At 46.6% G+C, this 19,362-nt stretch carries 18 protein-coding genes; 10 read left to right on the top strand and 8 right to left on the bottom strand.

Going from position 1 to position 19,362, the window contains the following annotated elements; genetic code table 11:
- Positions 1-12: 12 nt before the first annotated feature.
- The 3 genes from QUB06_RS10240 to QUB06_RS10230 all read right to left on the bottom strand — a co-directional run bounded on the left by QUB06_RS10240 (position 13) and on the right by QUB06_RS10230 (position 2,413).
- Positions 13-978, bottom strand: coding sequence for a DUF6282 family protein (locus tag QUB06_RS10240; protein ID WP_333435200.1), 966 nt, complete (start codon positions 976-978; stop codon positions 13-15).
- A gap of 68 nt (positions 979-1,046) precedes the next feature.
- Positions 1,047-1,952, bottom strand: a complete 906-nt coding sequence (locus QUB06_RS10235) for an alpha/beta hydrolase (RefSeq protein ID WP_333435199.1) — start codon at positions 1,950-1,952, stop codon at positions 1,047-1,049.
- 14 nt (positions 1,953-1,966) lie between these two features.
- The gene (locus QUB06_RS10230) at positions 1,967-2,413 is read right to left on the bottom strand and encodes a SufE family protein (RefSeq protein ID WP_333064207.1); all 447 of its coding nucleotides are present in this window, start codon (positions 2,411-2,413) and stop codon (positions 1,967-1,969) included.
- Positions 2,414-2,609: 196 nt separating this feature from the next.
- Between QUB06_RS10230 and QUB06_RS10225 the strand changes: the two genes are divergently transcribed.
- From QUB06_RS10225 to QUB06_RS10215, 3 genes are all read left to right on the top strand, one after another.
- Complete coding sequence (locus tag QUB06_RS10225; RefSeq protein WP_333435198.1) at positions 2,610-3,608, top strand: iron ABC transporter permease; 999 nt, start codon at positions 2,610-2,612, stop codon at positions 3,606-3,608.
- Between the two features lie 97 nt (positions 3,609-3,705).
- Positions 3,706-4,491 carry an ABC transporter ATP-binding protein gene (locus tag QUB06_RS10220; RefSeq protein ID WP_333435197.1) on the top strand — a complete coding sequence of 262 codons (786 nt, stop codon included), beginning with the start codon at positions 3,706-3,708 and terminating at the stop codon, positions 4,489-4,491.
- Between the two features lie 422 nt (positions 4,492-4,913).
- A complete protein-coding gene (locus tag QUB06_RS10215; RefSeq protein WP_333435196.1) occupies positions 4,914-5,819 on the top strand; it encodes an ABC transporter substrate-binding protein in 906 nt (301 codons plus the stop codon).
- 152 nt (positions 5,820-5,971) lie between these two features.
- Here QUB06_RS10215 and QUB06_RS10210 read toward each other — a convergent pair whose 3' ends face one another.
- Positions 5,972-6,337 (bottom strand): hypothetical protein, encoded by a 366-nt coding sequence (locus QUB06_RS10210; RefSeq protein WP_333435195.1) that lies wholly within the window; start codon positions 6,335-6,337, stop codon positions 5,972-5,974.
- A gap of 325 nt (positions 6,338-6,662) precedes the next feature.
- Here QUB06_RS10210 and QUB06_RS10205 point away from each other — a divergent pair, with 325 nt between their 5' ends.
- The 3 genes from QUB06_RS10205 to QUB06_RS10195 all read left to right on the top strand — a co-directional run bounded on the left by QUB06_RS10205 (position 6,663) and on the right by QUB06_RS10195 (position 9,123).
- Positions 6,663-7,394, top strand: a complete 732-nt coding sequence (locus QUB06_RS10205; protein WP_333435194.1) for a response regulator — start codon at positions 6,663-6,665, stop codon at positions 7,392-7,394.
- A gap of 6 nt (positions 7,395-7,400) precedes the next feature.
- Positions 7,401-8,000, top strand: a complete 600-nt coding sequence (locus QUB06_RS10200; protein WP_333435193.1) for an adenylate/guanylate cyclase domain-containing protein — start codon at positions 7,401-7,403, stop codon at positions 7,998-8,000.
- A 187-nt stretch (positions 8,001-8,187) separates the two neighbouring features.
- On the top strand, positions 8,188-9,123 hold the full coding sequence (locus QUB06_RS10195) for a fused MFS/spermidine synthase (RefSeq protein WP_333435192.1): 936 nt from the start codon (positions 8,188-8,190) through the stop codon (positions 9,121-9,123).
- 88 nt (positions 9,124-9,211) lie between these two features.
- Here QUB06_RS10195 and ccmS read toward each other — a convergent pair whose 3' ends face one another.
- The 4 genes from ccmS to QUB06_RS10175 all read right to left on the bottom strand — a co-directional run bounded on the left by ccmS (position 9,212) and on the right by QUB06_RS10175 (position 12,929).
- The gene (gene ccmS / locus QUB06_RS10190; protein WP_333144112.1) at positions 9,212-9,646 is read right to left on the bottom strand and encodes a beta-carboxysome assembly chaperone CcmS; all 435 of its coding nucleotides are present in this window, start codon (positions 9,644-9,646) and stop codon (positions 9,212-9,214) included.
- Positions 9,647-9,801: 155 nt separating this feature from the next.
- Entirely contained in the window at positions 9,802-9,930 is a 129-nt protein-coding gene (locus tag QUB06_RS10185) for a hypothetical protein (protein WP_333144113.1), read from the bottom strand.
- 44 nt (positions 9,931-9,974) lie between these two features.
- A complete protein-coding gene (locus QUB06_RS10180; RefSeq protein WP_333289863.1) occupies positions 9,975-11,756 on the bottom strand; it encodes an ABC transporter ATP-binding protein in 1,782 nt (593 codons plus the stop codon).
- A 333-nt stretch (positions 11,757-12,089) separates the two neighbouring features.
- On the bottom strand, positions 12,090-12,929 hold the full coding sequence (locus tag QUB06_RS10175; RefSeq protein WP_333435191.1) for a prephenate/arogenate dehydrogenase: 840 nt from the start codon (positions 12,927-12,929) through the stop codon (positions 12,090-12,092).
- Positions 12,930-12,967: 38 nt separating this feature from the next.
- Here QUB06_RS10175 and QUB06_RS10170 point away from each other — a divergent pair, with 38 nt between their 5' ends.
- From QUB06_RS10170 to QUB06_RS10155, 4 genes are all read left to right on the top strand, one after another.
- The gene (locus QUB06_RS10170) at positions 12,968-14,530 is read left to right on the top strand and encodes a pentapeptide repeat-containing protein (RefSeq protein ID WP_333435190.1); all 1,563 of its coding nucleotides are present in this window, start codon (positions 12,968-12,970) and stop codon (positions 14,528-14,530) included.
- Between the two features lie 96 nt (positions 14,531-14,626).
- Positions 14,627-16,189 (top strand): pentapeptide repeat-containing protein, encoded by a 1,563-nt coding sequence (locus tag QUB06_RS10165; protein WP_333435189.1) that lies wholly within the window; start codon positions 14,627-14,629, stop codon positions 16,187-16,189.
- Between the two features lie 79 nt (positions 16,190-16,268).
- Positions 16,269-17,798 (top strand): pentapeptide repeat-containing protein, encoded by a 1,530-nt coding sequence (locus QUB06_RS10160; protein ID WP_333435188.1) that lies wholly within the window; start codon positions 16,269-16,271, stop codon positions 17,796-17,798.
- Between the two features lie 22 nt (positions 17,799-17,820).
- Positions 17,821-19,329, top strand: coding sequence for a helicase C-terminal domain-containing protein (locus QUB06_RS10155; RefSeq protein WP_333435187.1), 1,509 nt, complete (start codon positions 17,821-17,823; stop codon positions 19,327-19,329).
- The last annotated feature ends 33 nt before the right edge of the window (positions 19,330-19,362 follow it).

Here is a 19,362-nt window from a genome sequence, read left to right as displayed (position 1 = left end):
GCCAATTACCAATTACCAATTCTCAATGCCTAACAATCGAGCTGGATTGTGTTTCATCATTAAATCTATTTCGTGCGGAGAAATGCCTTCATCCCTCAACTTTTTAACAAATAATTTGTAACCTTCCGCAGGTAAAGGATCGGGTTTTCTTCCCAAATCTGTGCTGAGAACAAAATGCTCGGCTCCAATTAGTTTAATCGCTGCTGCCATCTTCTTAATAGAAACTTGATGCCAGTTTTTGTGACCCTCATCAGCGGCATTTTCTCCCATCAAATCGTTCACAAATGCGAGTTCTAAGAAAGCTCCGGCTGCGGCGGCTGTTTGCATATTTTCTAGAGACAAGCCGGGTACATCCGCCATTGCGTGGGTAATCAGGATGTTTTTAATGTTGAGCAGGTTGGCTTCACCGACAACTGCCATCACCTCTTCTGAGGAAATATGACCGGTTTCCAATATCAAATTCTCTTTGCCTACCATCTTCAACACCGCTGCTGTTTCCGGTAAAACCTTGCCATTTTCCGCAACTTTAATCCCCCTTCCCGACTTGTGAAAAACCTGCAAGTGATGCTCAGCATCAACCGTTGGCAGCCACACTACTTTACCGTATTTGCCACCTATGCGGTGCATTGCGCCTACAGCGTCGGGATTAATGCCGCCTACGGAATGATTGAGAACAACTCCCCCAAAAACTTCGATTTCTGGTACTATTTTATTCACCAAAACTGCCCGCGCTGCTGTACTCGCAAAGTGATTTTTCAATACCACAGCTTTCATCTTGGCACTAGCAGCTAATTTCGCTACTTCAAAATCATCCAACCTGCGAGGAATCACATCAGGAGAAGAATGAATGTGAAAGTCGATCGCACCTTCAATCGTACTCTTTGGCAAATTGACCATCGGCGAATCTCCGACAGCATAAACTGGCAGACAAAACCAATAGCAAACCATCCAAACTAACGTAAAAAAAACAGCTTGCATTCATCCCCTCTTCCCTTCTCCCCTCTGCGTTCTCTGTGCCCTCTGCGGTTCATTCTCTCTTAATTCTCTCAAATAAAAGATTTAACCGCATTTGCTAAAGCTTCTGCATTCTCTTCGTGCATACCCAAAGAACCAGGAACCACTCGCGATTCAACACCGGGTAATTCCGTTAATGCTTCCATTTCAGCCTTTGATTTTTGCGGCGCATTTTCAGCAATTACAACCATCACCGGCACTGCTAATTGTTGAAAATTATGTGTAAATTCCGATCGCACTTTTGCCGTATCTAAACCACCAGTCACAAAGGCAGCGGAACCGTAGCGAGCACCGGGTTTTTGCGTAATTTTCCACTTATTTTGAATGAAATCGGGCGTGACTTTAGCTGCATCAACATAGACGTGGCGGCGGTACATCAAACTGAGGAATGACGGCGCAGTGTTGAGTTTGTATAGGAATTGTCCCAGTAAGGGCGATCGTACTAATTCTCTCACGACTCCATGCCAGCCGCTTTGCTGCTTGCTCATCGTCGGCAAAGGCCCGCGCCAAGTCGGCGCTGCTAACACAATCTTTGACCAAACATTCGGCTGTGATTGCGCTAATTGCATCGCATAACCCGCAGCGTGACCGGCAGCAACTACAGCAACGGGACTATTAAAAATTGCCTCAACAAAATCCTTGAGAAATTGATGGTATAATTGCGGTTGATAGTCGGTTCGCGGGCGATCCGATTCGCCAAAACCCGGCCAATCTAAGCTCACAACTTGAAACTTAGGAGCTAATAATTCTGCTAAAGGACGCATTTCTTCTCGCGTGGAAACTGTACTGAAAGCAGGCAGCAGCAATACAGGATTTCCCTGTCCTCTGGTTTCGTAAATAACTTTGATTTGCGTTTCTTGCCAATTCCAGAGATATTCTTGAACTGCGGCGGGATAGTGGCCAGAACCGGATTTTGTTAAATTTGTAGCTTGAATCATGGCTGTTTATTCTTTTAATTTGCTTCGGCTTGCTTGGTCAATTCACAAGCAAGTGCCTTATTTTTCATCATTTGAAAGATGTTGTAAAATCCGTTAGCGCGGGAAGGTGTCAGACTCACATTCAACCCCGTGTCTTGAATAAAATCTGGGGTAATGGTGACAATTTCAGCAGGCGTTAATCCGCTCAAACCTTCCACCAGCAAGCCCACTAATCCTTTAACTAACTGAGCATCTGAATCGCCTTGATACAAAACTTTTCCGTCTGCCAAATTTGCAGTAACATAAACTTGCGACGCGCAGCCAGAAACTTTGTTTTCCGGCAGTTTGTCGCTTTCGGGAAATGCTGGGAGTCTTTTGGCATACCACAGCAGTTGTTCGTAGCGCTGTTTGGGATCGGAATGTCGCTGAAAGCGCTGAACGATTTTAGCTAGGGCTGGGGGTAGCGCGGTGTTTGCGGACATGATTCACTGGTAGCGGTTTACTTCGTTAATATTATACATTTAATTTTGGCGGCGGGTGCGATCGCCTGCTCATCTCCTCCCACTGAAGCCGTCTTCAGGTGAATGGGTTATTGTCATTGTAGTTAACGAGTTCGAGCATTCAAAACAGAGGAAATATGGTATTTAGTGCTGTTAATCAAGATTGTGGTGTAATGTAGTGACTCTGCAAAAACTCTGGCTACAACATCGCATTTTTCCGGCAGTTGTCTTTTTAGGATTGGGTTTGCTATTAACCATCGCCCTTTCGCTTTCTTTTGGTGCGGTGCCGATGAGTTCAGATCAATTGTGGCAAGCATTTCTGCACCGAGGTGATGCTGTCAATCAAACTATTTTCTGGGAATTGCGTTTGCCCAGAGTGGCGGCAGCCCTGACGGTTGGTGCGGCTTTGGGAATGTCGGGCGCTTTGCTGCAAGGTTTGCTCCGCAACGGTTTAGCAGATCCTTTTGTATTAGGAATTTCGGCGGGTGCAGGGTTGGTTGCGATTACCATGCTGACTTTGGGAATATTTCAAACTTGGGTGCCTTTGGCGGCTTGGATAGGTGCTATTTTAACTTCGATGCTGGTCTACTTTTTGGGAAAAACTAAAACCGGGATTTCTGTTGAACGTTTGGTTTTAGCTGGTGTGGCTGTAAGTTCTCTGTTTGGGGCAATACAAACTACACTGCTGCTGTTAGCTGAAGACAGCCGCTTGCAAGCTGCTTTGAATTGGTTAATCGGCAGTTTGAACGGTCGTGGTTGGTCGGATTTGCAGGTGGCTGCACCTTATATTTTGGCTGCTTTGCTGTTAGGATGTTTTTTGGGTCGATCGATAAATTTGCTGGCTTTGGGCGACGATTTAGCTGTTGGTTTGGGGGTTTCGCTGGTACGATCGCGCTTGTTGATTGGGGGTATTGCTACTTTGCTAGCTGCGAGTGCTGTCAGCATCGGCGGATTGATTGGTTTTGTGGGATTGGTTGTGCCTCACGGGGTGCGTTTGTTGGTTGGTAATGATTATCGGTTTGTATTGCCGCTGAGTGCGATCGGCGGTGCTTGGGTGTTGACTTTTGCTGATTTTTTGGCTCGTTTGGGTGCCGTAGAATTGCCTGTGGGTACGGTTACGGCTTTGTTGGGTTCTCCGCTGTTTGTCTGGCTGCTTTATCGGCGTTCTAGTCAGTAGTCATCAGTCATTAGTTATTAGTCATCAGTCATTAGTTATTAGTAACCAATGCCCCATGCCCCATGCCCCATGCCCAATTACCCATTACCAAAATCTAATGTCTTTAGAAATTCAAAATTTAACTGGTGGTTACGGCGAAGTTGCGATCGCCCACAACATCACTTTATCTTTACAACCTGGTGAGTGGTTGAGCCTTATCGGTGCCAACGGTTCTGGTAAGTCTACTTTCTTGAAGTTAGTTAGCCGCATCCTAACTCCGCAGCAAGGAAGTGTGTTGCTTGATGGCAAAGCAATTCATACTCAACCTGCTGCTGTTGTCGCTCAAAAATTAGCGATTTTGCCGCAGCAGCAAACAGTACCGGAAGGTTTGACGGTAAGGCAATTAGTTAGTTTGGGGCGTTCTCCTCATCAGGGTTGGTGGCAGTGGGAATTGAGCAAGGAAGATGCGGAAAAGGTGGAAGTTGCTATCAGTCAAACTGGGATTGAGGAATTTCGCGATCGTCCCGTCGAACAACTCTCAGGAGGCGAACGTCAGCGCGCTTTCCTCGCCTTAGCTTTGGCTCAAAATCCGCAAGTTTTGCTATTAGATGAACCTACGACTTATTTAGATATTTGCTATCAGTTGCAATTGTTAGAACTGCTTAACCAACTAAATATAAAACATAAATTGACGATAATTACGGTGCTGCATGAAATCAATTTAGCTGCTAGGTACAGTTCGCGGATTGCTATGTTAAATAAAGGAGAGCTTTTTTGTGTAGGAACTCCCGCACAAGTTTTAACTCCTGATAATTTAGCTAAGACTTTTGGCGTAGAAGCTATCATTTTAGAAACTTTTGTAGGCTTGCAGATTTGTGCGATCGCTCCCACTTTTCACACTTAATACTTTTATGAAAAGTATAACATTACCCTCGCACTAAGTTCCCAATTTCTTCATAATTATTTCTATTAACTGATTGCCGCCATCCGCTGTTCTACCTGAGTGCCACAGGCTTTAAACTCTTGCCTAGTCTGGATTCCAAAGGGTCGAATAAAAATTAAGAGATACTTAAAAAATCCGCATTCAGGCAACAAAGGCGGTTTTTTATACAAAATCTACCGTAAACTATTGATATTTAAATCATTAAGCGCTAAAGTGCGATCGAACTTCCCGTCTGATCGTTTCCGGTTGCATCGGTATTGTTCAAATGTCCAAACAGTCAACCGTCAACAGTCAACCGTCAACAATCATTTTTGAGTGCGATCGAACTTCCCGTCAATTCTGTCTCAACCTGGTCTAAACTCGCTGTAACTCCCGCCTAAACTATGTACAAAACTTTTTTTTATCGTACCGCTATCCTGTTGCTGAGTTTAGCATTTACCGCTTGCTCCGCCGCCACTTCACCCCAAATTCAGCAATCAAGTCCTCCTGGTTCGCCAGCCAATCAACCACAAACAACTAACAGCGAATCAGCACAAAAAGTTGTAGCTTTAACACCTTTGACCGCCGATATTATCCATCAACTCGATCCAACCAAACTTGTAGGAATTCCCGGCAGCGCATTAGTCAGCAGCAACCCCAAATTTACAGGAATTACGGCTGTCACAGCCGAACGTACCCCTCCTAATTTGGAAAAAATCATCGCCTTGAAACCGGATTTGGTGGTAGGTGCGTCGGGATTCCACGACCAAACAATGCAAAAATTGCAGCAGCTTGGAGTTAAAACCTTACTCACTCAAGTTGATAGCTGGAAATCCCTAGAAGAGTTAACAACCACGTTAGCTAAATCCCTCAATACAAATCCCGAACCTCTGTTAAAACGCTACCAAACATTTTTATCAGACATCCCAACTCAAACCCCCGCCACTTTAGTTTTGGTAAGCAGACAACCGATTTTATCGCCCAATCAAAGCAGTTGGGCTGGAGATTTGCTGGGTAAGTTTAACGTGAAAAATGTCGCAGCCCAATTGCAAGGAGATAGCCCCGTTCGAGGCTACGTGACGCTTTCAGCGGAAAAGGTTTTAGAGGCTAATCCCGAAGTTATCATTGTAGTCGATCGGGGAGAAGGAATTTTAGACCAATTTAAATCGGATTCATTTTGGAATCAACTAACAGCCACAAAAAATAATCGAGTTTACGTTTTTGACTACTACGGATTGGTCAACCCCGGCAGTATCGAAAAAATTGAGCAAGCAACTGCTCAACTTAAACAAGTTCTAGCTAAAAAGTAGAGACCCGATTTTGAGAGATAAAAAATCTCTAGAAATCATGGAACAAATTGACTGCAATTTCTCTAAATGTGAGAAAGCTAAAGGCACTCAAAAGCGCGCAGCGATCGGAAACCAGGTTTTTGAGCCTGACTCCCAATGCTGTCGGATCGCCCTCAAGAAACTAGATCCAGAGGCGGCAAACCGCGCAACTGCCGCAGCGAGTTGATACACGCCTGGCAGTCGCAGCCAAACAGCGCCGCCGCCGCATCGCTTTCTTCTTCCGAAAAATCCAGCATCGCCACCTGTTCGTCACCCGGCCGCTGCCAACTGATTCTTACTTTAGGATTAGCAGCAGCAGCTTTGGCTGGGAGGCGCACGCAAGTCAGACGCTGAGTGTGGGGCGATCGCACGCATTGAGGCGAATCAGCCGATTGGCTTGGTGTTTCGCCAATTTGAGCGGGATTTGCGATCGCGCTCAAAGACATCACAGATCCAAAGAGCGTTGGACTTACCAATAAAGTGAGGAGCAATCGATTCATTTGTCGTCCTTCAGAACTTCAACGTATACAGTAGCCGATTATCTGTTGCAATTCAACAAGGTTTTCGTCCGATATCAGTACGATTTGCCGTTATTAAGGCTTAAAAGCCGAATATTTACCGCCTAAACCTTCAACAATTATCAGGGTATTAGCAACCAGCATTTTTTGATAACTATCGCCTTCGCTCCCCAGTTTAAGATTTGTTGCAATTTGAGTAAGTTTAGCTCGCCAGTGATAATAAATTCATCCAAGGCGGGTAAACTGATGTCAGCAAGGGCGACTCGAAGCAGCGAACAAGTTTACCTCAAAAACCAGGTGGGGAGTGATGAGTACAGTTTTAGTGGTGGAAGATTCCCGCAGCCAGCGGGAGTGCATTTCACATCAGTTGAGATGCAGCGGATTGAATGTAATTCAGGCATCAGACGGTGTGGAAGCGCTGGCTAAAGTTGAGAAAAATTGCCCCGATTTAGTATTATTAGATGTCATAATGCCCCGTCTGGACGGCTACGGGGTTTGCCGTTTAATTAAAGCTAATCCCGAAACTCGGAACATACCGGTCGTATTTTTAACAGGCAAGGGACAGCAGTTAGCTTTATTTTCGAGGTTCCAGGGCGATCGCGCCGAGGCTTATGTTAGCAAACCTTGGCAGCCGAGGGAACTTTTGGCAACGATCAAAAAAGTTTTGCTCAATGCCAATATTAAGTTCGATCGAGCTTCAGCCGACGCTTGGACAGAATACGGAATTTTAAACTTAAGTACAGTCGAACTGTATCAAAGCCATGCCGATGCTTGGACAAAATACAGTTCTCAAATTATTAAATTGTACGATTCCAGCTTAGCAGCTTTCGAGCAAGCTTTGGCAATTGAACCGAGTCACTCGAATGCAAACAAGTATCGCAACCGAGTCCAGAAAATCCGGGCAATTTTGATGAAAAAATTAGAGCAAACTAAACCCTGCAAAGTGTGCGATTATTATTACGGTAAGGATGGCATCAATTGTGCGGTGCATCCTGCTGGCCGCCCTCAAGAACTGTGTCGCGATTGGGAATTTAATTAAACTAAAATGAAAACAAATAACCGCGCTAACTTGGAAAAGTTGCTGCAAGAAAGAAACGAACATCCCGAAAGAATGGCTGAAATTGATGAAAAAATTAATGCCACTTTCCGCAAAAATTACGCAATTTTAGTAATGGATATGTCGGGATTTTCGCGCACGACAGTCCGCTACGGAATTATTCATTTTTTGGCAATGATTCACCGGATGCACGGAATTGTCAAACCGATAATTTCAGAATACGGCGGCACTGTAGTTAAGGAGGAAGCAGACAATATTTTTGCAGTTTTTGCTGATGTAAAATCGGCGGTGGAAGCTGCGATCGACTCTTTGAAACAAACGGCGGCTGTCAACACGACACTGCCGCCGGAGATGGATATTTACCTCTGCATTGGTATTGGGTGTGGCGATGTTTTGATGCTGGAAGGAGAGGATATGTACGGATCGGAATTTAATCTGGCATCCAAGCTGGGAGAAGATTTGGCGGAACGGGGAGAGATTTTGCTAACCTCAGCAGCCTTTGAAAAGTTGGAAGGTGATAAGCAAGATTGGCAAAAAGTGGAACTTTCGGTTTCAGGTTTGGAATTGGTAGCCTACAAGCGGCTGTAATCGGCTTAATTTCTCAGGTCTTCTCGTTCCCCTGCCCTGCTGGAAAATGAGAACATGACTTGCCCCAGCCTTGACTAGAAACCCGGTTTCTTCGCAGATATCGGGCGACTCAGCCATTTTGGTATAAACCGGGTTGATGAGGCTAGATTCTTAGAGAATATCGAATTTAAATAAAATTTAAAATCAGATGATTGAGGAACACAAAACTTGGCAATCTATTAACTTATCCGCTATTGAACAGCGGCTGGCTTGGCTGCTGCAACAGCCAGACAAAGTTATTTTTTGCAAAGAGTCTGGTGTTCACTATGTTGCAGTCACAAAAGAGCGATCGCACATTAAGCTATCTTTAGTAGAAAAAGTAAATCGGCACACAGATTTACTGCAATCTGTTTTCGATTTAAACAATCCTTTACATCTAGTGACTCAATATACTCAGGCGATGATGTTAGGTTTAGTGTGGCAAAACCAACCTCAAAGAATTTACCTGGCTGGATTTGGTGGCGGGAGAATTCCGTTAGTGTTGCACCACTATTTGCCAGAGACTGTCATTGAATGTGCGGATATCGATCCCATCGCGATCGAAGCAGCTACACAGTGCTTTGGAGTGCAGTTTGACGATCGGCTAACTGTAACAATTCAAGACGGCCGAGAGTATTTAGAGCAGCAAAAATCAGATACTCAGTACGATATCATCATGATCGACGTAGCTTTTGGCAACGGCTACTTTCCGCACCGCCTATCCACCAAAGAATTTTATCAAATCTGCGAAAAACACTTGTCAAGCGAGGGAGTTGTGGTAGCAAATCTGCTGCACAGAGATCAGTTTTATGCCGAAAAAATCACAACTTTTCAAAGTGTGTTTTCTCAGGTGTGCCTGTGTGTTTGCGAGGAAAGTAATAGCATTTTGATTGGTAGCAACAGCCAGATTTTAGAGAAAGATGAGATTGTTGCTAAGGCAAAATATTTGCAAGATAGCTATCAATTTTCCTTTCCATTAACAGACAGGGCGCTTGAGGTAAAAGTAGGTAGAGAATTGGCGGAAGCTATACCTAATTTAGACAAAGCTCAAATTTTGCATGACGATTCGCCGCCCGCTGGTTATTTTGATTGCTGGTTATTCTGATAAGTGAGCAACGGCTCAAAAAACAGGATATCCTGAACCCCGCAGCAATTTAACGGCTGGGGGTATCGAAGGGGGATTGCATTTTACATTATCCTTTCATACATTCAACCATCTGCTGTTCCAGCTTAGCCAACAATGTATCAACATCTGTTGCAGCTTCCTCAAAACAAACAGGAGGTTCAGGCTTAGGTTCAAAAAGAATCAACTTAATTTGACCTTCCCCGATCGCCAAAATCGCCACTTCCTTCTCAGGCTTGTGAGCGTTCAACACACCTACAACTTCCTGAATATGACTTTTTACTTGACGGTTCAACTCCTCAACCGCCTCTTTCTTACAATACACAAAACGCGCAGTTTCTGCAATATCAATTGCCAAAATTTCCTCGCTTTCCTCTCCCCTTTCCAGAAATAGCCCCCAAGCCAAAGCAGCCAATTCATGTTGATTAGCTTTCACAAATTTATCTAACTTGCGGCTCCAGCTATTTTCGTTGGGTTTGGACTCAGGGCTATCAAATAGAAACATTTTCTCTTCTTGTTTGTATAAACTAATATTTTACAGTCAGCAGTCAGTAGTCAGTTGGCAGTTGGCAGTTGGCAGTTGGCAGTTGGCAGTTGGCAGTTGGCAGTTGGCAGTTGACTGTTGTCATTAGTTACCCATGCCCAATAGCCCATCCCCAATTACAAATTAGCAATTCCCGGGAGCATCTCATATTTGCAAAAACACTTCTTTCTTCTTCCTTCTGACTCTTTTCTCCTGGCTCCTGACTCCTGACTCCTAATTCCAATTTCGAGCTTTGCTGCTTTCATTGAGATGCTCCCGCAATTCCCAATTACCCAAAACCGCTGCGTTTCTATCTTATACCAGATTGCACGCGCCAGAGCGCCGCATAAATTCCGTCCTGTTCGATCAGTTGTTCGTGCTGCCCCGATTCTACCACCAGCCCCTCTTCCATGACACAAATGCAATCGGCATTGCGGACAGTAGAAAGACGGTGGGCGATCGCAATTGTAGTGCGATTCTTGGTAATTCGTTCGAGCGATCGCTGAATTGCCGCCTCAGTCTCGTTATCCACCGCTGAAGTAGCTTCGTCAAGAATCAAAATCGGCGGATTCTTCAAAACAGCCCTCGCAATTGCAATTCGCTGCCGCTGCCCCCCCGACAACTTTTGACCGCGTTCCCCTACAATAGTGTTGTAACCGTCCGGCAATTGTACGATAAACTCGTGCGCTTCGGCAATTTTAGCAGCATTTACTATCTCTCGATTGTTAGCCTCAAAACTGCCGTAAGCAATATTTTCTGCCACCGTACCGTGAAACAAAAACACATCTTGACTCACCAATCCGATCGCTCTGCGTAAGTCTTTTAAATTCAGGCTATTTAATTCTATACCGTCGAGATAAATATTGCCGTACTGTACCTCGTACAGCCTCAATATTAGTTTCACCAGCGTACTTTTTCCCGAACCAGTAGCCCCAACAATCGCAGTAGTTTTTCCCGCCGGCAGAGTCAGGGAAAAATACTGCAAAATCGGTTTTCTTTGATTGTAAGAAAAAGTAACATTTTTAAATTCTAGCTCACCCTTAATCGAACTAACAGGCCGCCGGATATCACCCGTGCGAATTGCGATCGGAGTATCCAACAAATTCATCACCCGATTAGTAGAAGCCATAGCGCGCTGGTATTGATCCAGAGTATTTCCCAGGCGAGTCAGAGGCCACAGCAACCGCTGGGTCAAAAACACCAAAACGCTGTAAGTTCCCACAGACAATCGGCCCGCCACAACCTCCAAACCGCCCAGAAATAGCGTTGCAATAAACCCTAAGAAAATCACAACCCGAATCAGCGGAATAAAAGCTGCCGAAAGTACGATCGCCCGTCGGTTGCTTTGGCGGTAAGCTTGGCTTTGTGTTTCGATGCGCTGAATTTCATAATCTTCGGAAGTAAAACTTTTAATAGTAGTAATTCCCATCAAATTATTAGATAGTTGCCCGTTCAGAAAACTCACCTTTTCCCGCACATCAGCATAGAAAGGAGCGAGGCGATTTTGAAAGGCGATCGAACCCCAAATAATAAAAGGTATCGGCAGCATTGACAGCCCAGCAACAAGAGGAGAAGCAGCAAAAAAAGCCGCACCAATCACAACAACCGTTGTAATTACCTGAATCACCTCATTAGCGCCGTCGTCCAAAAAACGTTCGAGTTGATTGATATCATCGTTGAGAATAGAAATCAAACCGCCCGTGCTGCGTTCTTCAAAATAAGCTAATTCTAATTCTTGCAAATGGCTGTAAGCTTCCAGACGCAAATCGTGTTCAATATCCTGAGCCAAATTGCGCCACAAATAATCATAGGCATATTCAAAAAGAGATTCCAACGTCCAAACAATCGCGCTCAAAAGAGTAATAAGAGCCAGTTGCCAAAAGACATCTTTTATGCCCCATTGAGCGAGGATAGAATCTTGCTGTTTCACCACCACATCAACGGCAATACCGATTAATGCTGGCGGCGCTAAATCAAAGAATTTATTCAGCAGCGAACAGATACTTGCCAGCCAAGCTTTCAGGCGGTAGCGGCGCCCGTACTTCAGCAGCCGCTTTAGGGGATGGACAGGTTTTGATGGATTTGGTGACAATTGAGGATTGGGGGTAATTGGGCAATTTTTAGATTTTGCACTACTCTCACAGCTTTAGAAACGGGCAATATGCCCGTTCCACAACTAAGAAATTGTCTTTTATAACAGGCTAAAAGCCTGTTCCGAACGGGCTCTCCGGCCCGTTCCACAACTAAGAAATTGTCTTTTATAACGGGCTTTTCCCCTGGTTTAGACACCAGTTATTAAAAACGGAGAAATAGCCCCAGGCTACGCTTTAAATGTTAACACTCGCTTTATTTTAGCGACTACACCAACTATTTGGGCATCCACCTGAACGTCAATTACTGGTTGAATTGGCTGGTAAATTTGGGATCACAAGTTGTAATTCTGTCTCGCTTGTTGAGTCAGCTTCAGCTTGTGTTCGAGACTTTGCCAATTTTCGGCTTCGATATCGCTGATGAACTCGTCGAGACTGTCGCGGTAAAGAGAGAGCGATCGCAATAATTCCTCTCGATTGTACTTTGCCACCATCACTCCCAGCTCGGGATTGCCGCCCCCAACGCGGCTCGTATCCCGAAAACCCGAACTCGCCAAATGTTGGGCTAAATTAACAATATCCCGATCGCCCTCTCGATCGCACGCAGCAACCAGCGTCGCGCTCGCCATGAGCGGCAAATGAGAAATCCAAGCCACAGCTCGATCGTGCTCGATCGGCTCACATCGGTAAACTTTAGCACCCAGCAACCGCGCAATTTCCTCAACCTTATCCACCGCAAGCGCCGGCGTTTGGGCAGTCGGCGTCACCACATAAGGCCGACCAACAAACAAATCCTTTACCGCCGCCTCAATTCCGCTTTCAGCAGTCCCCGCCATCGGGTGTCCCCCCACAAAATTCGGCCACAGAGGAGACACAGCCTGTACTATGGGTGTTTTTACGGAACCGACATCGGTTACAATAGTATCAGGGGAAAGATAGGGCACTAACTCTCGGACGATCGGCTCGATCGACCCCAGTGGCGTGCAAATAAAAACCACATCGGCTGCTGCCATCAGAGACAGGTTTATGCTGGCTTCATTGACAACACCGCGAGCTTGCGCCCGATCGCAAGTCTGCTGCCGACTCGAAACCCCAAAAACATTAAACCCGCGCGATCGTAAATCCAGCCCGATCGAGCCACCAATTAAACCCAGTCCTACAATACCGATATTCATAGCAATAAAATGGGGATATTTGATACGGTGCCGCCCCCATGACAGTCGAGGAACTCCTGAAAAAATATGCCGCCGGAGAAAGAGATTTTGCCGGAATCAACCTGACTGAGGCCAACCTCAGCGGCGTCAACTTGAGCGGAGCCAACCTCAAGGGTGCGAATCTGAGTGTAGCAAACCTGAGCGGAGCCAACCTCAGCAAAACCAACCTCACAGGTGCCAAACTCAACATCGCCAGACTCAGTGGCGCCCATCTAGGCGGCGCCGACCTCACCGACGCCGACCTCAACGTCGCTTACCTAGTGCGAGTTGACCTCAAAAAAGCCATACTTACAGGGGCCAAACTGATCAGAGCCGAGCTCATTCGAGCCGAACTCAGCGGTGCAAACCTCAGCGGCGCAAACCTCAGCGGCGCCACCCTTACCGAAGCCACCCTTCGAGGAGCCAACCTCGCTCAAGCCAACCTTCGAGGCGCTCACCTCAGCGGCGCGTGCTTGACAGAAGCCAACCTCGAACAAGCCAACCTGCAAGGAGCCGACCTCAGCCGAGCCGACCTCAGCGGCGCCGACTTGCGAGGCACAGAACTGAGACAAGCCAACCTTACTCAAGCCGTACTCAGCGGCGCCGACCTCAGCGGCGTCAATTTGCGCTGGGCTATTCTCAGCGGCTGCAATCTCCGCTGGGCCGACCTCAGCGAAGCCAAATTAAGCGGTGCCGACCTCAGCCGAGCCGACCTCTGCCACGCCAACTTGCTGAATGCCAGCTTAGTTCACGCCGACCTGTCAAATGCCTATCTGATTCGCGCCGACTGGATTGGAGCCGACTTAACCGGAGCCACCTTAACCGGAGCCAAACTTCACGCAGTTTCGCGACTCGGCATCAAAACCGAAGGCATGACCTGCAAGTGGGTCGATCTCAGCCCCAACGGCGACCACAGCCAAATTTACTGGTTGAACTCGGGAGGAACCCAGGAATTTTTTCATGAAACCTTGCCCACAGTTCGGATTGTGATTGACTCGCCCTTAGACCAAGGCGCTCATTTTGCGCTAGCTGCAACTTATTACCAAATTGCCCAACAATACCCGAGTTTAAGTCAGCCTCCCACGATCGAAGTCAGCTCTAGGCGCACCGTACTCGCGTTTAAAATGGACAGTGACGATAAATTATTTGCCACCGCTTACGTTGCCATCATTCCTTTTAACGACGCTGCCATAACTCAAAAAAACCTAATAGCTTTGATGAAAATGATTCAATCCCACGATGCAGGCAAACTTAACGTCAAAGAATCTAAACACGTCCAGTTATGCAGCAAAGCTCTCAATCAAGCTATCAGCAAAGTAGACCAAATCAAAATTTCCAGTTCTTTTCCCAAAATCGGCGAAAGCATCAATTTTTTTCAAATTCCCACACAGATGATCTTAATTAATTCCCGCGACCAAAGACTCAGCGTATATCACCACCCCGCCTTCGGCAAGCGCCTGATTAAAAAATACGACCCAAGTAACTCACCATCGGGTAAGTTAGCCGAAAGCACAAAATTGGCTCAAACTAATATCAGTAGCATTTTGGATTTTATAAAAGGCTTCCACAATATAGATGTTTAAGCATATTGCATCAAGTTACAGAAAATGCTTATTCTAGTTTAAAGGTTGGCACAACAAAGCTTTGTTCTAGCTAACACATCAGGGAAATTGAAAAGCATGGATGCCGAAGAACTCATCACCAAATATGCAGCAGGAGAAAGAGACTTTACTGCCATTCTCCTTTGCGAGGCAAATCTCAGCAGGATCGATCTCAGCGGGGCTAATTTCAGTGAGGCAATCTTGAGCCTCACCAACATGAGCGGCACCAATCTGTCAAACGCCAACATGAGAAAAGCCAAACTCAATGTTGCCAGACTCAGCGGTGCTAATCTCCACAAAGCCAACCTCAGCGGCGCTATCCTCAACGTGGCTAACTTGATTCGAGCCGACCTCAGCGAAGCCCAACTCGTCGAAGCTACAATGATCAGATCCGAACTGATCCGAGCAAACCTCAGCAGTGCAAACTTGAGCGGGGCAAACCTCAGTGAAGCAGATTTGAGAGAAGCAACCCTCAGAGAAGCCAATCTAGAGCAAGCCGACCTCAGCGGGGCTCACCTTAGAGGCGCTTCCCTAACCGCGGCCAACTTGGAACGGGCTAACTTGCACAGAGCCGACCTCAGCAGGGCAGACTTGCGAGGAGTCAACCTCTGCAATGCCGAACTTAGACAAGCTAATCTGTCTCAGGCCAACCTCAGCGGCGCTGACTTGCGAGGCGCTAATCTCCGGTGGGCTGACCTCAGCGGGGCGAACCTGACCGGCGCTGACCTCGATGAAGCGAGATTGAGCGGGGCCAACTTGTACGGGGCAAATTTGAGCAATGTCAATCTGTTGAACGCTACTCTGGTACACGCGGATTTGACTCAAGCGAATTTGATTCACGCTGATTGGGTGGGCGCAGATTTGACGGGGGCGGCCCTGACGGGGGCAAAAATTTACGCGGTGTCTAGGTTTGATGTGAAAGCAGATGACATTACCTGCGATTGGGTTGACCTGAGTCCTAACGGCGATCGCAGCCACATTCAGCGCTTTACCCCAGAAGAATCTCAAAGGTTTTTCAATGCTACACCGCCGACAGTTCAAATTATTGTCGATCGACCCCTCGACCCCGATGCTAACTTTGTCCTTGCAGCTACCTACCGCCAAATTGCCCGTCAATACCCTGGTTTGAGCCATCCTCCCAGTATCGAAGTTAATTCCAGACGCACAATCATATCATTTAAAATAGAGCAGGACGAGCAACTATTTCCCACAGCTTTCGTTGCGATTATTCCTTTTAGTGACGCAGCATTTACTCAGAAAAATTTGATTACTCTGATCAAAATGATTCAACCCCAAAGTGGTAATAATCTGGGCGTCAGAGTCTCAAATATGATAGTGCAATTAAACGTAGCCCTGACCAAAACAATGAGAAAAATAGGGGAAATGAAAATTCAGCCGATTCGCCTCGATCGCGAACCGATGTCAAGTTTTTTCCAATCGCCTACCCAAACTGTACTGGCTAACTCCAGCGCCGAAACTTTGATGATTCACTATCACCCCGACTTTGGGAGAAACTTGACAAATTTGCCCGGAGTCAACAAAACCTCTATCAGTCCTGCAATTAAAGCCCAAAGATTTACCACCCCGCCGCTAAATACGGTCATTGAGTTTGTCAAAAGCTTTTATCAGCTCGGTGAGTAAATACTATAAATTAATTTGATATCATTTCTATTCATGCCATATAAAAGTTAGCCAATTGCCATTTCATTCAAGTAAAAAAATGGAAGCTGAAGAACTGCTCAAACGATTTGCACTCGTCAAAAGATACACAGAAGGCGACAGAGATTTCACAGGAATCAACCTGAATGAAGCTAATCTCAGCCGCATCAACCTCAGCCAATCAATTTTAAGGCGGGCTAGCTTCTTTGTGACCAACATCAGCGGCGCTAACTTGAGCGAGGCTAATTTGAGCGAAGCTAACTTGAATGTGGCTAGACTCAGCAGTACCAACCTCTCGCGGGCAATCTTAAACGGGGCTACTATCAACGTAGCAAACTTAGTGAGAGCCGATTTAAGTGCAGCTCAATTAATCAGAGCATCCCTAATTAGAAGCGAATTAGTCCGCTGCGAACTCAGCAAAACTAACTTCAGCGGCGCTAACTTGACTGAAGCAGATTTAAGAGAGGTAAAACTGACGGAAGCTAACCTGTGCGGTGCTAATCTTTCCGGTGCAAATCTCAGAGGTGCTTCGGCTGCTTCAGCTAACTTTCAAGAAGCTAACTTGCACGGCGCGGATTTGACGAAAGCAGAACTTAGCGGCGTCAATTTCAGCAATGCCGATATGAGACAAGCTGGTTTGCAGCAGGTGAATCTCAGCAGTGCCAATTTGAGCGGAGCTAACCTAAAATGGGCTGATTTGACGGGAGCTAACCTCAAGGGCGCCGATCTCAGCAGTGCTAAATTGAGCGGAGCTAACCTTAACGGAGCAGATTTAAGAAATACTAATTTAGCAAGTGCTAGTTTCGTTCACGCTGATTTGACTCAAGCGAATTTGATTAACGCAGATTGGGTGGGCGCTGATTTGACGGGGGCAACTTTAACAGGAGCAAAACTGTATTTGGTTCCTCGGTGTGGCATCATCGCAGATGATATTACTTGCCAGTGGGTTGACCTCAGCCCTGCAGGCGATCGCACTCAGATTCAACAATTTAATTCGCCTTCAGAAGCGAAAAAATTTTTAAATCACACGCCTGGGTTAGTGCAAATTGTGGTTGACGCACTTTTAGACCACTCAGCAAACAGCACTTTAGCAACAGCTTACAGCGAAATAGCTCGGCATTACCGGGCAATGAGCTGTCCTCCCAATATTGAAGTCGGCTACCGCCGGACAACTCTCACTTTTAGATTTGATAGCGACGAGCATTTATTGCCAGCAGCTTTTTTAGCGATTCTTCCTTTTAAAGATGCTGTACAAACTCAGAAAAATATTATAGCGATCGGCAAAACTATCGAGAGTCAAAATTTGGATAACAAACGAATAGTGCAGTTGTGTAAAGCATTGAACGCAGCTACAAATAAGTTAAATGAGTTGAGGAAATTGCTCTCTAATATATCAAGTATTAGTCAGCCAACAAAGTTTTTTCAGTCACCTACCCAAACTATTTTAATGAGTTCGGGACAGGAGAGTTTGATGGTGAATTCTCACGGGAATTTTGGGAAGGGAGGTGCAACTCATCAGGACAGTAAATTCAGTTTGCCTCTCGGTCAAAAAGTAGTTGATTTTCTGGCCAGTTTTGATTATGTTGAGTGAGAAATGTCAATTTTAAAACCGATTGATTGAGGTAGAAGTCCACAACTCATTGCTCCGCTTCCTGCGATCGAACTCCGAGCCGCACTGGCCCCACCATTTAACGATGGCGCGGCTCGTGGCGCGGGCTTTGCGCTTGGGGCGCAGCGCTCTGATCCAAACGGGGCTTCCCGCTGGAGCTTACCGACAGCGGTATCGAGTCAGCTATTTGATGCCGATTTTGATGTGGTCGGAGCCTGTGATTTTGGTGGCGCCGACACGGCTGATCGAGCATTTGAGAGCAGTGGAAATTCCGCGTTTGCAAGAGTGGCTGCAAACTGATAAGTCGATCGAGACTTATTCCGATAATGCCACTGGACGAGGATTGATGCTAGCCGATCCCGAGTCTTGGCTGGCGGCTCGCTTGGCGGGGAATTCGGAACTTCACAGCAATATTCCGACAATTATCGACGGTGTGGATGACTTGGAAGTTTGGACGCGCCAGCAATTGACGGCGGGCTTGCAACCTGCTGACTGGAATGATTTAATGCAATCTCAGCCTTTGGAAGCCGATGCAATCCTCCAAGGGCGGGTACTGCTAACGCGGGCTTTCTTTCAGCATCCGGCGAAACCAGAGGAGTGCTATTTGCTGGAAACCGCAGAGCAAAATATTTTGCAGGGGCTGTTTGAAAGGATCGAGCCGAATTCGCTAATTCCGGCTGCTTGGAGCAATTTTTGGCAGCGGTGGGAAGCAAACGGAAAACTGCGGTGGGCCGAAATTCATCGGGAGGCTGGCTCATTTTCTCTGTTCTGCGCGCCGGTTCAGGTGGCTGAGGTTTTGAGCAAAATTTGGGATTCTCAGCCTGTGGTGTTGATTGGGGGGGCGGTGGATGTGGAACCGAAGGCTCCGATCTTCCGGGAAATGCTGGGACTGCCTGAATTGACGAGCGTTAAGTTTTCGCCCGATCGACAAAGTGAATTAATTCAACTGTACATTCCCAACTGGCTGCCGCTGCCAAATACGCCGGAATTTCAGGGTGTTTTAATGGAAGAAATTCGGACTTTGCTGTTGATGAGCGCGTCGGTGGCGGGTTTAACGGTGCTGATTGTTGGTGATGTACCGCTGAGGGCTCGGCTGGCGGCGATTTTGGCTTCTGAGTTCGGTTCTCGGGTGCAGGTTGAAAAAACAGATGTGGGCGAGAATGCGATTTTGGTGACTGGGTGGGAGTTTTGGCGGGAACATCAGGGGGAATTGAGGGCGCCTCACTTGCTGGCGATCGCAACTTTGCCACTACCTTCTTTGGAGAATCCTTTGGTGACGGCGCGTGTGGCTTATTATAAGGAACGGCGCAAGGATTGGTTTCGGTTGTATTTGCTACCGGCAGCGCTGAATGAATTGCAGCGGGCGATCGCGCCGGTGCGAGAACGTCAAGGGGTGGTGGCGATTTTTGACAGTAGGGTGATTCACCGCAGTTATGGACAGCAGGTTTTAGCGGCTTTGAGTCCTTTTGCGAGGATTGATTATTTGGATACGACTTGGCTGACGCAGGCTTGAGATCACCTGTTGGCGTATAATTTGGTTAGGTAT

It is taken from the genome of Microcoleus sp. D2_18a_D3, assembly GCF_036702455.1.
Taxonomy (GTDB): Bacteria; Cyanobacteriota; Cyanobacteriia; order Cyanobacteriales; family Microcoleaceae; genus Microcoleus.
The sequence above is the reverse complement of the archived record's forward strand: the minus strand, read 5'-3'. Positions and strand labels throughout refer to the sequence as shown.